This is a genomic window from Lactobacillus sp. A27, assembly GCF_016742815.1.
In the GTDB taxonomy this organism is placed as follows: domain Bacteria; phylum Bacillota; class Bacilli; order Lactobacillales; family Lactobacillaceae; genus Lactobacillus; species Lactobacillus gallinarum.
In genome coordinates this window covers 42,424-57,635 of record NZ_JAEHNT010000032.1, presented here as the reverse complement: position 1 = coordinate 57,635, position 15,212 = coordinate 42,424, and the positions used below count along the sequence as shown (strand labels likewise).

Below are 15,212 nucleotides of genomic sequence, written 5' to 3'. Positions count from 1 at the left end.
ACTAATCTCTTGTATATGGATATTTTAACCCACTGCCTTGCAAATACCACTTTGGTTTAACTACTTTACGACGATAAATCCATAAAATAATTGTTGCAATAAATAAAACCAAGCTCAGTGCCTGCGATACACGAATCATTCCAAAAGCATACAAACTATCCGTTCTCAGACCCTCGACAAAGAATCTTACTACACTATACCAAAGAAGATAAGTCATGAAAACTTCTCCTTGTTTAAAGACATGTTTTCGATGACGCAGAGCCAGAATTAAAATTAATCCTATCAAGTTAAAAAAAGACTCATAAAGAAAAGTAGGTTGATAATATGTCCCACCTATTTTCATCTGCTGAATAATAAACTCAGGCAAATGAAGACTTTGTAAAAAATGAAGGGTAGTTGGACCACCATGAGCCTCTTGATTTACAAAATTACCCCACCGACCTAAAATTTGAGCGGCCATTACACCAGGTGTAATAATATCTAGCATCAAAAAAGGTGGCAACATTCTTTTGTAACAAAAAATCAAGAGTACTATTAATCCTGCAATTAATCCGCCATAGATGGCAATTCCACCATGCCAAATAGCAATAATTTGATCTGGATGTTGAGAATAATAGCCCCATTCAAAAATTACGTAATATATTCTAGCACCTACATAGCCTAATGGCACGGCCCATAAGAGTAAATCAATAAAATCATCACTGATTATTTGTCTTTTCTTTCCTTCCTCAATGGACATCCACGCAGCAAGTACGATTGCTACGGCCATAATAATACCGTACCATTTTATGCTTAAATTTCCTAATTGAAATGCAACTGGATTAATTACCATATTAATCATTATGATGTGGTTCCTTGTTCGTATCCTCTTTTGAATGTTCTAAAATTAAACTGGTCAAATTATTATCAAAAGTTTGTGCAGCATCGTAACCCATTTGCTTAGCTCTAAAGTTCATCGCAGCTACTTCAATAATACTTTCAATGTTACGTCCGACCTTAACTGGAATATTAACCTGTGGAATAGGGACGTTGCAAAGCGTACGTGCATTTTCTTCAAAGCCTAAACGATCATAGTTAGCCTTAGGATCCCAGTTAACCAAGTTAATTACCAATTGAATCTCAGTTCTGCTCTTAACAGCACCGGCACCAAATAAGTTCATTACATCAATGATCCCGATACCTCTGATTTCCATCAAATGACGCAAAATCTTCGGAGCTTCACCTACAACAGTGTTGTGATCTTTTTGGAAGGCATCTACTCGGTCATCCGCAATCAAACGGTGGCCTCTTTGAACCAAACCTAAAGCCGTTTCAGATTTACCAACACCAGAAGCGCCGGTTAGCAGGACACCCATACCTTTAATTTCAACCAAAACTCCGTGAATACTAGTTCTTTTAGCTAAACGCGCACGTAAATATTCAGTCAAAATACTTGAAATATAGGTGGTTGATTCTCCAGTCCGCAAAATTGGAATCTGAGCTTCTTCTGCGGCTTCCGCTAATTCTTTAGGCACAGGTAAAGAACGTGATATCAAAAAGCATGGTGTAGCCTTAGTAGCCATTTTATTAAATACATGCATTCTAATATCGTGGTCTAATCTAGCAGCATATGAGATTTCAGTACGACCCAATAATTGAATACGTTGTGCAGGATAAAAATCAAAGTATCCCGTTAACTCCAATCCTGGACGATAAATATCAGAAACATATATTTCATCATCTTTAATATATTCATGTCCTTGATACACCTCAAGAATACTTTTATTGTCTTCAATTAATTTGCTTAATTTTACTGCATCGGCCATAGTTTTTTACCTCCCAACTATTTATCGATATCTTTTGTAGTCACATTTTTAGCTTGTTTGCGGGGACGGGATTGTGACTGAGTGGAATTAACATTTTTAAACCAATCATAGTAATTACCACTACTTGGCATATTATTCTTATTTTTTCTTCCCGTAAACCCAATCAACCAAATAATTGCGATTGCAATTAAAGCGACTGGCAACAATAGAATAAATGCTTTAAAAAAGACAAATAATAAACTTAATATGATTAACGCTATTAAAACTAACGTTACAATGCCTAAAAAACTCATCTTTCATTTACTCCGGATTTTCTTGACTAAGAAGCCATTGCAAATATGAATAAATAAATGGCTGCAGTTTTCCATCCATTACGCCATTAACATCTGCAGTTTCATATCCTGTGCGTAAATCTTTAACCAAGTTATATGGATGGAAAACGTAAGATCTAATTTGAGATCCCCAACCGATTTCTTTTTGATCACCTTTTAAAGCCTGCTTTTGCTTCCGCTTCTTCTCCTCTTCTAAGTGAAAAAGCTTTGCTCTCAATTCATTCATTGCAGTTTCACGGTTTTGAAGCTGCGAACGCTGAGCCTGAGAAGTAGTCACAATGCCTGTAGGCAAGTGAGTAATTCTTACCGCACTAGAAGTTTTGTTAATGTGCTGTCCACCAGCACCACTAGAACGATAAACATCAACTCGTAAATCTTTAGGATCAATATCAATTTGAATACTGTCATCTATTTCAGGAATCACTTCTACTGAAGCAAAAGAAGTGTGCCGTCTTTTGGCCGCATCAAAAGGTGATATTCTAACCAATCGGTGAACTCCATTTTCTGATTTGAGCATCCCATAAGCATTTTTGCCGCTTATTCTAACGCTTACGCTCTTAAGTCCAGCTTCTTCACCAGGTTCATAATCATTAATCTCAAACTTAAAACCTGCTGCATCACAATATCTTTGATACATCCGGAAAAGCATTTGACCCCAATCCATCGCTTCAGTACCACCGGCACCTGGGTGGATTTCAAGGAGTGCATTATGACTATCGTATTTACCTGATAACAATAAGTCTAATTCATAATTATGAAACGCTTCTTGCAGATTTTTTAAATCAGTTTCTACTTCTTGATGCAAATCTGGATCTGGTTCTTCACGTAAAAGTTCAAGCGCAGTGGTTTCATCTTCATAGCCCTGTTGCAATTTCAAAAACGAATCACGTTTTTCTTTTAACAGATTATTGTCACTAATTAATTTTTGCGCTTTCTCTTGATCATTCCAAAAATCCGGTTCAGCCATCTTTGCTTCATTTATTTCGATGCTTTCATCAATTGCATCTAAGTCAAAGAGACCCCCTAAAGTGATCTAGGCGTTTCTTTAATTCGTCTAGCACACTTTGAATTTCACTAATTTCCATTTAAACTCAATTCCCTTTACTAATAATTGCAAAAAAAGGGAAGCTGTTAACTCCCCTCTTTCTTTATTAACGACTAAGATTTTGTCTAATTTCAGCCTTCATGAACAAACGAGTTACATCAAATTCAATATTTGAAATCATTTCTTCAAACATTCTGTAACCAGAATCTTGATATTCAACAAGTGGATTAAGTTGTCCATAACCACGAAGTCCAATTGATTGACGCAATTGATCCATTGCATCAATGTGATCAGTCCAGCGATCATCAACAACACGTAAGATAACAACTTTTTCGAATTCAAGCATTTGACTAGGATCGCCTAATGCCTTTTCCTTATCTTCAAAGTTCTTTTCCACAATGTCGTATAACTTCTTCTTTAAGTCCTCGACACTAATAGTCTTAAAGTCAATTGAATCTGTAACTTGTTCAGAAGTTAAACTTGAAGAAATAAAGTCGCGCAATGAATCAAGACGCCATTCGCTTCTATCGCCTTGAGTAAACATATCAACTTGACTATCAATTGTACGGTGAATCATCGGAACTAAAACATTCTTTAATGATTTATCAGCATTAATTACTTGCATTCTTTCACCGTAAATAATTTCACGCTGAATACGCATAACATCATCGTATTGCAAAGTTTGCTTACGAGTATCGTAGTTGTTACCTTCAACACGCTTTTGAGCTGATTCAACTTGGCGAGTGATTAAACGACTTTCAATTACCTTATCATCATCATTGTCTGATAAACGATCCAAGAAGTCTTTAACACGGTCTCCACCGAAACGCTTCATCAAGTCATCTTCAAGTGATAAGTAGAAACGAGTGTAACCTGGGTCACCCTGACGACCAGAACGACCACGAAGCTGGTTATCAATACGACGTGATTCGTGACGTTCAGTACCAATTACGGCTAAACCGCCAAGTTCCTTAACACCAGGCCCAAGCTTAATATCAGTACCACGACCAGCCATGTTAGTAGCGATAGTAACAGCTCCACGTTGACCGGCATTCATAATAATTTGAGCTTCTTTTGCGTGATTCTTAGCGTTTAAAACAGCATGTGGAATACCTGCTTCATCAAGCAAATTACTCAATCTTTCTGAACTCTCGATGGCTACAGTACCAACTAGCACAGGTTGACCTTTAGCATGGCGCTTCTTAATTTCTTCAACTACAGCATGGAATTTTGAATCCAAAGTTGGATACAAAATATCAGGCATATCTTTTCTAGCAATTGGACGGTTAGTTGGAATTGTGATTACCTGCATATTGTAGATTTCACGAAATTCTTCTTCTTCAGTCTTAGCAGTACCAGTCATACCAGATAACTTCTTGTACATTCTGAAGAAATTCTGGTAAGTAATTGTAGCTTGCGTCTTTGATTCTTCTTGAATCTTAACGCCTTCCTTAGCTTCAATTGCTTGGTGTAAACCGTCTGAGTAACGACGTCCTTCCATTACACGACCAGTGAATGAGTCAACGATTAAAACTTCGCCGTCTTGAACAACGTAATCGATATCCTTAAGCATGATGTAGTTAGCACGAAGAGCTTGATCGATGTGGTGAACCAACTTTTGGTTTTCAACATCATATAAGTTTCTTAAACCAAAGTGCTTACATGCCTTTTCAATCCCAGTTCTAGTAAGAGAAATGGTCTTGGTTGGCCAATCGATCTTATAATCGCCATGATCTTCGTCATCATCTGCATCGTCATCGCTCTTATCTTCAGATAAAGTCTTAACAAAGCGATCTGCACGAATATAGTCACTATTTGCTTGTTCAGCTTCACCAGAAATAATCAAAGGTGTTCTAGCTTCATCAATCAAAATTGAGTCAACTTCGTCGATGATGGCGTAATTAAGTGGACGTTGTACCATTTGCTCTTTATAAACAACCATGTTGTCACGCAAATAGTCAAAGCCTAATTCTGAATTAGTTGAATAAGTAACATCACAATTATAAGCTTCACGCTTTTCATCTGGAGACATTGAATTTAAGTTCAAGCCCACAGTTAAACCAAGCCACTTGTAAAGTTGACCCATTTCCTCTTCGTCACGACTTGAAAGGTATTCGTTAACAGTAACAACGTGTACACCCTTGCCTTCAAGCGCATTTAAGTATACAGGCATGGTTGCTGTCAAAGTCTTACCTTCACCAGTCATCATTTCGGCAATGTTACCATAGTGAAGTGCAATACCACCTAAAATCTGAACGTGGAAAGGATAAAGACCAAGCACACGCTTGGCACCTTCACGAGCAACAGCAAATGCTTCTGGCAAAAGATCATCTAAGCTTTCACCCTTCTTGAGTCGTTCACGGAACTCAGGAGTTTTAGCTTGTAATTGCTCATCAGTAAGCTTGCTCATTTCATCGGCATAGCCTTCTACCTTGTTGGCATATTTTTCGAATTTCTTAAGTTCTCTTTTATCGTCGTTATATAATTTCTTTAAAATATTTACCATTAAATCGGTCCTTATATATCGTAAAGTCTAAAAATACAGATTAATTTTAACATGATTATTTACAAATTTAAAATATTCCAAATAAAAACCTCGCGTTTATCTCACGCGAGGTTTGACACTAGTAATTATTTTACCTTAATTATTCGTTAGTTTCAATTAAACCATAACGACCATCGTTTCTGCGGTAAACAACACTAGTACCATTGGTTTCAGCATCTTCAAATACAAAGAAATCATGTTCCAACATGTCCATTTGTAAAATTGCTTCTTCTGGATCCATTGGCTTTAAGCTTACACGCTTGTTACGAACGATATCAAATTCGCTAGGCTTCTTTTCTTCTTGAGGTTGTTCCACAAAGAAATCTTGTAAACCTTTTTCACGACTCTTTCTGTTTACACGAGTCTTGTACTTTCTAATTTGACGTTCAAGTTTCTCTGAAACGAAGTCAATGCTACGATACATATCGTCCGTGGTTTCTTCTGCTCTCAAAACTAAGTATGGTAAAGGAATAGTAACTTCGACCTTAGCAGAGCGGTCACGGTAAACTCTTAAGTTTACGTGTGCGATCACGTCTTGACTTAATTCAAAATATTTTTCTAATTTATTTAACCGTTTTTCAACATAACTTCTTAAAGCGTCAGTTACTTCAATATTTTCTCCACGAACATTGTACTTTAACATATAAGATTCTCCTTTCACCGCAAAGCGGTTTTTTCTTTACAAATACATTATACCAAAAAATGAAAGCGTTTCATAACAAATCTAACGACAAATTGAAAAGCTTTCAATATGCATCCCTGGAAACCTTGATTTTAAGCAATCTCGTGCATGATAAAGCGTCCGTCCAGTAGTATAAATATCATCTAATAGCAACACTTTCCCTGTCTGTATATTTTCTTTTATTTTTATAGTTTTATCAATAAAAAAGCTTTGGGGCGTTTTTAGCCGCTCCTCTTTGTTTTTCTCACCTTGAGCATGACTACCTTCTTTTTTAGCTAAAAGCGGCGTAAGGGACACAATATCTCCATAAACAGCCGAAATTGTATCGAACTGTCTCTTAACCTGGTGCCCAGGTGAGGTAGGCACAGGAATATAATAATCAAACTCCGTTTTAGATAAATAGTCCCAGCTTAATTCTTGCAATACTTCCCGTAAAACATAATCTCCTCTTCGCTTATACGCCACCATCAAATCATGAAAAGCAGAATTATACCGATATAATGCAGAATTATGCAAAACTTCACCTTGATATATCTTTTGCCACTTTTTACAATCACTACAAATAATCCCTTGCTCCATCATTTTCGAACATACTGAGCAACGATTTCCCGTCAATTTTTCAAATTGATTCAAACAATGAAAGCAAATCTTAGGCTGCCTAAAATTTTTTAATGAGAAAATTTGGGCAAATTTAATTGGAGGAATAAATTCTTGCTCACATAATAGACATTGTCTCATTTATTCATCCCCTTAATTTGCTTGATACTGCTGCGAATATTTTTAGTGTAACGATGATAGCAATATAGCACTAAACCTGTTTTGTCTTCTTTCGCTCTACCCACTCGTCCCGCAATTTGCACTAAACTTGCGGCAGTATAAATAGGATCATCGGCTGCAACAATAATTACCCAAACATTTTTAAAAGTTACTCCACGTTCCAAAATCGTAGTAGTCAAAAGAATGTCATACTTTCGCTCTCTAAAAGCCGCAACTTTTTCTATTCTTTGAGAATCTTGTGCATGCACTCCAACGATTTTCACGTTATTATCTTTCAACTTCTTTTTTAAAGCTGCCAAATAGATCGGAATTTGTTCAATTCGAGGTACAAAAATTAACAAGGGATGCTCGCTTCTTACTACCTTTTTTACTTCGGCAAGCAAATTAGCGTGAATTTGTCCTTTTTTATTTAAAAACGGCTTAATAAATAATTTCTCCCTTGGTACCGGTAAAAGTCCACCATGAAATCTCCGATTGAGCTTTAAGATTTCAATTTTTCCCTGCTTAACCTCTTCTAATAAGTCTTCTGTCGGCGTGGCTGTTAAATACACGCGCACTCCATCTTTTTTTACGGCATTTTTAGCTGCAAAATGCAATTGATCATTTCCCACATAAGGAAACGAGTCTACTTCATCAATCACTAACAAATCAAAAGCTTCATAAAATTTCAATAACTGATGCGTAGTACAAATTGTCAATTGATCCAAATTTGGTTCTTGGTATTCTCGCCCGTGATATTTGCCAATCTCAATTTCCGCAAAAGCTGCTTCAAATCGTGGAAATAGTTCATTAACCACGTCGATTCTGGGTGTGGCAATACATGCACGTTTTCCATTCTTCATGCACTCCGCAATTAGCTGAAACAGCATCTCGGTCTTTCCTGCACCAGTTACCGCATGAACTAAGCTGCTTTTCTTTTGTTTAAAATTTAAAACTAAATTATCTGAAATTTTTTGTTGCAACGTAGTCAGCTGCCCATTCCAAGTCATTCCACCATTCGGTAACTTTGAAAATTGGCTCGCATTTTGACAGTGAACCAAAACATCTCCCTCATTTGCTCTTCCTAAACCAATACAAGCACGGCAGTATAATTTGCCACTTGGTAATTTACATTCGACTTTACTGCCACATCGGTTGCACAACCCATTTTCAATTACCGGAACTTTGCTACAATCTTCAAGTGTGCTAGAATCCTTTTGATTAACAATCCATTGACGACCCGATAATAGAGTTAAATCTTCCATATTTTTCACCTCTATTATCTATTACGCAAAAAGAGGCGATTTTTTTGTCAAAAGAAGAAAATTTTTTAACTATTAAAGAAAATGGCGCTGCTGAACTAGTAATCAAAAAGAGTAAATTTATTGCTAACATGGCACGAACCACTACTACAGATGAAGCAAATGAATTCATCCAGGAAATTTCAAAGAAATATCGTGACGCTACCCACAACACATTTGCCTATACTATCGGTTTAAATGATGATCAAGTAAAAGCAAGTGATAACGGTGAACCTTCAGGCACAGCTGGCATCCCCGAATTAAAAGCGCTGCAATTAATGAACTTAAAAAATATCACTGTCGTTGTAACCAGATATTTCGGTGGCATTAAGCTCGGTGCAGGTGGCTTAATTCGGGCTTATTCCAATAGCGTAACCAACGCTGTAGAAAAAATTGGCGTGGTTAAACGTGTCCTGCAACAAGAACTTATTTTCAGCGTGCCTTATAATCGGTTTGATGAAGTTGATCATTACCTTAAGACGAATAAAGTCTTCATAGCTGATACTGAATACGGTGTAGATATCAAAATTCATATTTTTTTAGATATAGATGATCAAGAACAAACAAAAAAAGATTTGACCAACCTTTTGGCTGGTCAAATCAGTTTCACTAATGGTGAAAAACGCTACAACGAACTTCCAGTTGAACAAAATAATTATCATGAACAATAAAGAGTTTGGCTAATAACCAAACTCTTTATTTTGTATTCTTTTTATTTTTTAATTGGTCAGGCTTCTCGTCGCCCAAATGCCAAACTTCAACTGTAGGATCAGTTTTGCTTTTTTGATTAATGATTTTCTGGATAACATGCATTAATGGATGATACTTTTCACCCAACAAGCCGATTGATTCCACAAAATATTCAAGTGCAACCAACAATCCCAGAATTAATAACCATGTTCCCCAAGCCGGAGAAAGCAAGAATAATAATGAGATGAAAGAAAAGACCAAAGACAATGCATAGATCGTTAAAACCGTTTGTCTATGAGTTAATCCCATTCTCATCAATTGGTGGTGCAAGTGGTGTTTATCCGCCTCTGAGATAGGTTTTTTATTTAATTTTCTCCGAATCATGGCATAAACCGTATCGGTGATTGGCACACCTAAAATTATGATCGGTACTAATAAAGAAATAAAAGTTACATTCTTTAAACCTTTCAGTGAAAGAACCGCAATCATAAATCCAATATATAATGCACCTGTATCTCCTAAAAAGATCTTAGCTGGATGGAAATTATATGGTAAAAAACCTAATAAACATGCGGCTAACATAAAACAAGCTATAGGCACATATAGCTGATGCGTGTGTAAAAAGAAATATCCTACGATTCCCATGGTCGTTAGAGAAATCATTGATACCCCATCTGCTAGCCCATCCAGTCCATCAATCAAATTGACTGCATTAGTTAAAGCTAATATCCAAAAAATGGTAATTGGAAAACTCCACCAACCAATATTAACTTCGTGCGTGACAAAAGGAATTTTTAAGACATTCATTCGAATACCTGCCAAGAAATAAATGATCAATGAGGCAATAAAAATGCCGAACATTTTTTGTCTAGGCTTTAATTCAAGAATATCATCTATCAATCCCGTCAACACAATTACACTTGAAGCTAATAAAATCGAAAAGATTTCATGGGTAGGAAATTGCTCTCGTAACAGTACAAATGCACCGATATTAAAAGTAACGAAAATTCCTAATCCCCCGATAGTAGGCATTGGCTTCTTATTAACCCTACGTGCATTAGGATTATCAACAGCTCCCAATACGAAAGCCAAACGCCGAATAAACGGCGTAATAGCCGCCGAGATAATTACCAATAAAAATAATTCAACAATGATTTTAAACATATTTGGCTACTTTCCTTATTTACTCGTTCTAATTATACAAGTAGAGTCGGTTTTGCACAAATAACAAAAAAGGTTTGAAACTTTTAATTTCAAACCTTTTTAAATTTATTTAGCGATCGCTACAACTCGTTTTTCACGGATAACAGTAATTTTAATATTACCAGGATAATCAAGTTCTTTTTCAACCTGATTACGAATATCCCGTGCCAAAATAACTGTACGATCATCTGAAATTTCATCAGGTTCTACCATCACGCGAACCTCACGTCCCGCTTGAATGGCATAAGCCTGCTTGACACCTTGATAGCTCTTAGCTATCTTTTCTAATTCGGTCAAACGCCTGATGTAATTTTCTAGACTCTCACTTCTTGCACCTGGTCGAGCTGAAGAAATCGTATCTGCTGCAACTACAAGTTCAGCAATAAACGATAACTTAGGCACATCACCATGGTGTGCAGCAATCGCGTTAACTACAACATCGGATTCATGATATTTACGGGTCAACTCTACACCAATTTCTACGTGTGAACCTTCAATATCATGATCGATGGCTTTACCAATATCGTGTAATAATCCCGCGCGAACTGCTAATTTTTCATCTAGACCTAATTCGGCAGCCATAGTACCAGCTAATTTACCAACTTCAATTGAGTGTGACAAGACATTTTGCCCATATGAAGTACGATACTTGAGTCGTCCAAGCGTCTTAACGAGTTCTGGATTCATACGGTGAATTCCAAGTTCCATTAAGGCACTTTCACCAGCTTCATAAATATCGTCATTAACTTCTTTACGAGCTTTATCAACCATTTCCTCAATTCTAGCTGGATGAATTCTCCCATCCTTAATCAAACGTTCCATTGCTCTCTTCGCAATTTCACGTCTAATTGGATCGAAGCCACTCAAAGTTACAACCTTTGGTGTATCATCAATAATTAAATCAATACCAGTTAAAGCTTCAAATGAACGAATATTGCGACCTTCACGTCCAATAATACGTCCCTTCATCTCTTCATTTGGTAGATCAACAACAGACACGGTGGTTTCTGCTACAGTATCTGCTGCACTACTCTGAATTGCATCAACTATAATTTGGTTAGCATAATGATCAGCTTTCGCTTTAACTTCTTCATTACTATTTCTAATCAATTCGGCACGTTCTTTAACAAGCTCATCAGATAATTTATTAAGCACAATCTTTTTTGCTTCTTCTTTATCCAACTTAGCTACGTCATAAAGCTTTTGCCGTCTAGCTTCAACTAATTCATCAGCTTCAGTTAATTTTGCCTTTAAGCTAGTATCTTGCTGCTTTAATTGATCTTCCTTTTGAGTGAGTCCAGCTTCTCTTTCATCTAACAAAGAATTTTTGTGATCTAAAGTATCTTCACGTTGCTTTAAACGATTTTCTTGACGAGCTAAATCATCCTTTTTTAAATTTAACTTGTCTTCAGTCTTTTGCTTATAATCACGAATTTGTTCTTGAGCTTCAAGAATTTTTTCTTTCTTAGTATTTTCAGCACTTTGCTTAACAGCTTCTGCTGCTTGCTTTTGTGCATTAACCTCTGCTTCTACCGCAGCTACTTGTGCTCGAGCATCGGCTAAAATATGATCAGCATCATTTTGTGCATTCTGAGCTTTTTGTTCCCAAGAATGTTTACGAATAGCATAGCCAATCACTGTACCCACCAAAATTGAAACAATGGCAGTTGCGACGGGAATCATAATAATTGTATTCATGATTACTATCGCCTTTTTTTAGAATTATTCACACCACTTTTATGATAAAGAACCTGTTGGTCCATGTCAATCCACAAGAAAAAACCTTGGAACATAATTCCAAGGTAAAAATCATTTTTATTTATCATCAGTTGTCTTTTTAGCTTCGGCAGACTTCTCTGCTTGAGCCTCTTCACGCTTTTCCTTTATTTTTTCAGGATCTTCACGATCAGCTACTGACTTCTCATCAATACCATATGCCTGACGAACTTGTTGTTGAATATCTTGATAAATATCTGGATGATCTTCAAGATATTTCTTAGCATTTTCTCGTCCTTGGCCGATACGATCGCTCTTATATGAATACCATGATCCAGCCTTATCAATGATATCCTTGTCAGCAGCCATATCAAGTAATTCTCCACTTTGAGAAATACCTTTACCATACATGATATCTACTTCTGCTACCTTAAATGGTGGGGCAACCTTGTTCTTTACAACTTTAATCTTGACGCGGTTACCAATTACATCACCAGATTGCTTAATCTGTTCTGCTCTTCTTACTTCAAGTCGAATAGTTGAATAAAACTTAAGGGCACGACCACCAGGTGTAGTTTCAGGGTTACCAAACATAACCCCAACTTTTTCACGAATCTGATTAATGAAAATTGCAATAGTCTTAGTCTTGGAAATTGTTCCTGATAACTTACGCAAAGCTTGACTCATTAATCTAGCTTGAAGACCAACATGGGCATCCCCCATTTCGCCTTCAATTTCTGCACGTGGAACTAAAGCAGCAACAGAGTCGACAACCACAATATCAATAGCACCACTAGAAATTAAAGTATCAGCAATTTGTAGTCCTTCTTCACCAGTATTAGGTTGAGACAAAATAAGTGAATCAATGTCTACACCTAAAGCTTCAGCGTATGCTGGATCCATTGCGTTTTCAGCATCAATATATGCGGCTGTACCACCACGTTTTTGCACTTCAGCTACTGCATGAAGAGCAACAGTAGTCTTACCAGATGATTCAGGTCCATATACTTCAATAATACGTCCCCGAGGATAGCCACCAACACCAATAGCAGCATCTAAAGCAAGTGAACCTGTTGGAACTGTTGAAATTTGAGTATCGGCCTTCTCACCCATACGCATAACAGCACCTTTGCCAAAGTTCTTTTCAATTTTCTTGAGCGCTGCATCTAAAGCAGCCTTTTTTTCATCTTTGGGCATGTTTTCCTCCTAAATTTTTGTACTCAGTAATTATACTTTGATCATTATCTACTTTGCAAGCAATATACAAACTAACGTTCAAAGTATTTAGCCTACACTATTAAATACGCAAAAAAAGGTAATTTTTTTTTGAGAAAATAAAAAAGAAGCAATTTTATGCTTCTTTTAATTTATCTTTAATTTTACATGGATCCTTTGAATACGCCCCATGATTGGTGGAAGTAGTCGTAACCTGAGTAAATAGTAAAGATCAATGCAAGGTAAAGTAAAATTGTACCGATATACCAGAAGTTACCGATCAATAAGAAGATGATTGATAACATTTGGCAAGTAGTCTTGATCTTACCAGGCATTTTAGCTGCCAAAACTTGTCCCTTGTTTTCAGCTAAAATCAAGCGCAAACCAGTAACTGCTAATTCACGACAAACAATGATTGCAACAACCCAAGCTGGAGCAAGCTTCAATTCAACTAAGAAAATAAATGCAGTCATAGTCAACATCTTGTCTGCCAAAGGATCAGCAAACTTACCAAAGTTGGTAACCATGTTGCGTGAACGAGCAATATGACCATCAAACCAGTCAGTAGCTGAAGCTACGGCAAAAACAATAGCTGCAATTACCCAGCTCCAAACAACAGTTGAACCAGCGGCTTCAGTATGAGCATCCCCACCGAAAATTATAATTAACATAAATATTGGAATTAAAAAGATTCTAAAAACAGTAAGTTTATTAGGTAAATTCATTCTTCTTATTTTCTCCTAAGCTTTAATTACCATTATTTTCATCACCGCTGCCACCATTATCATTTCCACCGGCATTGTTATTTTGCGTAGTGGTTGTTGATGATTGAGTAGCTGATGATTGTTGTGTTTGACTACTTTGTCTTGTTTGACTGCTTTGAGCAGCTGATGATTGTTGGTGACTAGTTTGAGTGTTGTGTCTAGTAGTAGAGCTGCTCTGAGTTTGATTTTGAGTAGTAGTATTACTGTTATTAGTATTATTATCGCTAGTCGTTCCATTTTGACTAGTATTGTCATCAGTATGATGAGTAGTAGTCTTCTTAGCCTTTCCAATTAACAAAGTAATTGTTCTGTAGCTATTATTAGGTACGTATGGAACCTTCTTGCCACCGATCTTAATCGAACTACCATTATCATTACCCAAGGTAATTACAACTCGTTCAGCGTTTGAAGGTAAAGTAAGGGTATGCTTTTGCTTAGCAATTAAAGTTCCTTGCCAGCTATTTGCATTGCCATTAATTTGTACTCCCGCAGAAGTATTTTGAGTTGAACCTGCCTTAACAACTAAACGACGATTCCTCTTAAGACCAAGGACACGGTATTCATTGTCATTAATCTTTTTAATCTTAACTGTATTTACAGCAACCGGCTTAGTCTTCTTAGAAGATGACGATGATGTCTTCTGTGATGATACAGTTACGCCGCTGTTATCAGTATCATGATGCTGACCACTTGATGAAATACGTGCATACAATACGTATACAACTAAGATTACGATAATTACACCTAATGCGATTGCGATTCTTGGCAAGTAATTCTTCCACAAATTCTTCTTGTTATTTGTGGTTTCACGAACCTCTTCGCTCTTATTATCAATTGAATTCTCTACATATTCATCAGGATCCGCTTCTGGAACATCCTCATGATAGTCACTGAGTAATTCTTTCCCATCTAATCCAACTACTTGAGCGTATTGTCGAATAAATGCCCTAACATAAAAGTCACCAGGAAGCTTATCAAATTCATCCTTTTCAATTGCTGTTAGATATCTACTTTGAATCTTAGTTGCTTTTTCGATATCTTCAATTGAAAGTCCCTTTGCCTCTCTAGCACTCTTTAATTTCTCTCCGATGTCTGCCATATTAACCTCTTCAAAATTAAATTTAACAAATTGAGTATACCATAAAATTTCGTTTACAA

General features: G+C 36.6%; 14 protein-coding genes. 1 reads left to right on the top strand and 13 read right to left on the bottom strand.

Annotated features, from left to right (window positions below):
- Nucleotide 1 precedes the first annotated feature (1 nt).
- From lgt to JEM49_RS04980, 8 genes are all read right to left on the bottom strand, one after another.
- Nucleotides 2-841 (bottom strand): prolipoprotein diacylglyceryl transferase, encoded by an 840-nt coding sequence (gene lgt / locus JEM49_RS05015; RefSeq protein WP_162606860.1) that lies wholly within the window; start codon nucleotides 839-841, stop codon nucleotides 2-4.
- On the bottom strand, nucleotides 834-1,805 hold the full coding sequence (hprK, locus tag JEM49_RS05010; protein WP_201873926.1) for an HPr(Ser) kinase/phosphatase: 972 nt from the start codon (nucleotides 1,803-1,805) through the stop codon (nucleotides 834-836). The genes lgt and hprK overlap by 8 nt, the downstream gene beginning before the upstream one ends.
- A gap of 17 nt (nucleotides 1,806-1,822) precedes the next feature.
- Nucleotides 1,823-2,098, bottom strand: coding sequence for a hypothetical protein (locus JEM49_RS05005; RefSeq protein WP_025005157.1), 276 nt, complete (start codon nucleotides 2,096-2,098; stop codon nucleotides 1,823-1,825).
- Nucleotides 2,099-2,105: 7 nt separating this feature from the next.
- Nucleotides 2,106-3,222 (bottom strand): peptide chain release factor 2 gene (gene prfB, locus JEM49_RS05000; RefSeq protein WP_164477382.1). Its coding sequence is split into 2 segments (ribosomal slippage): nucleotides 2,106-3,149 and nucleotides 3,151-3,222, totalling 1,116 coding nucleotides; the frame shifts between segments, so codons are not numbered across the junction.
- A 66-nt stretch (nucleotides 3,223-3,288) separates the two neighbouring features.
- Nucleotides 3,289-5,688 (bottom strand): preprotein translocase subunit SecA, encoded by a 2,400-nt coding sequence (gene secA, locus JEM49_RS04995; RefSeq protein WP_087235407.1) that lies wholly within the window; start codon nucleotides 5,686-5,688, stop codon nucleotides 3,289-3,291.
- 139 nt (nucleotides 5,689-5,827) lie between these two features.
- Complete coding sequence (gene hpf, locus JEM49_RS04990; protein ID WP_087175641.1) at nucleotides 5,828-6,370, bottom strand: ribosome hibernation-promoting factor, HPF/YfiA family; 543 nt, start codon at nucleotides 6,368-6,370, stop codon at nucleotides 5,828-5,830.
- An 81-nt stretch (nucleotides 6,371-6,451) separates the two neighbouring features.
- The gene (locus JEM49_RS04985; protein ID WP_025005161.1) at nucleotides 6,452-7,147 is read right to left on the bottom strand and encodes a ComF family protein; all 696 of its coding nucleotides are present in this window, start codon (nucleotides 7,145-7,147) and stop codon (nucleotides 6,452-6,454) included.
- The gene (locus JEM49_RS04980) at nucleotides 7,144-8,430 is read right to left on the bottom strand and encodes a DEAD/DEAH box helicase (protein ID WP_098045734.1); all 1,287 of its coding nucleotides are present in this window, start codon (nucleotides 8,428-8,430) and stop codon (nucleotides 7,144-7,146) included. The genes JEM49_RS04985 and JEM49_RS04980 overlap by 4 nt, the downstream gene beginning before the upstream one ends.
- 44 nt (nucleotides 8,431-8,474) lie before the next feature.
- Here JEM49_RS04980 and JEM49_RS04975 point away from each other — a divergent pair, with 44 nt between their 5' ends.
- Nucleotides 8,475-9,137 (top strand): YigZ family protein, encoded by a 663-nt coding sequence (locus JEM49_RS04975; protein ID WP_056945512.1) that lies wholly within the window; start codon nucleotides 8,475-8,477, stop codon nucleotides 9,135-9,137.
- Between the two features lie 25 nt (nucleotides 9,138-9,162).
- Here the strand turns inward: JEM49_RS04975 and JEM49_RS04970 are convergent, their stop codons facing one another.
- From JEM49_RS04970 to JEM49_RS04950, 5 genes are all read right to left on the bottom strand, one after another.
- Entirely contained in the window at nucleotides 9,163-10,320 is a 1,158-nt protein-coding gene (locus JEM49_RS04970; protein ID WP_056945578.1) for a glycosyltransferase family 4 protein, read from the bottom strand.
- 105 nt (nucleotides 10,321-10,425) lie between these two features.
- Nucleotides 10,426-12,057 (bottom strand): ribonuclease Y, encoded by a 1,632-nt coding sequence (rny, locus tag JEM49_RS04965; RefSeq protein ID WP_025005500.1) that lies wholly within the window; start codon nucleotides 12,055-12,057, stop codon nucleotides 10,426-10,428.
- A 117-nt stretch (nucleotides 12,058-12,174) separates the two neighbouring features.
- A complete protein-coding gene (gene recA / locus JEM49_RS04960) occupies nucleotides 12,175-13,272 on the bottom strand; it encodes a recombinase RecA (protein ID WP_025005499.1) in 1,098 nt (365 codons plus the stop codon).
- A gap of 182 nt (nucleotides 13,273-13,454) precedes the next feature.
- Entirely contained in the window at nucleotides 13,455-14,015 is a 561-nt protein-coding gene (gene pgsA, locus JEM49_RS04955; RefSeq protein ID WP_201873924.1) for a CDP-diacylglycerol--glycerol-3-phosphate 3-phosphatidyltransferase, read from the bottom strand.
- A gap of 22 nt (nucleotides 14,016-14,037) precedes the next feature.
- Nucleotides 14,038-15,153 (bottom strand): helix-turn-helix domain-containing protein, encoded by a 1,116-nt coding sequence (locus JEM49_RS04950; RefSeq protein ID WP_098043902.1) that lies wholly within the window; start codon nucleotides 15,151-15,153, stop codon nucleotides 14,038-14,040.
- Between the last annotated feature and the right edge of the window lie 59 nt (nucleotides 15,154-15,212).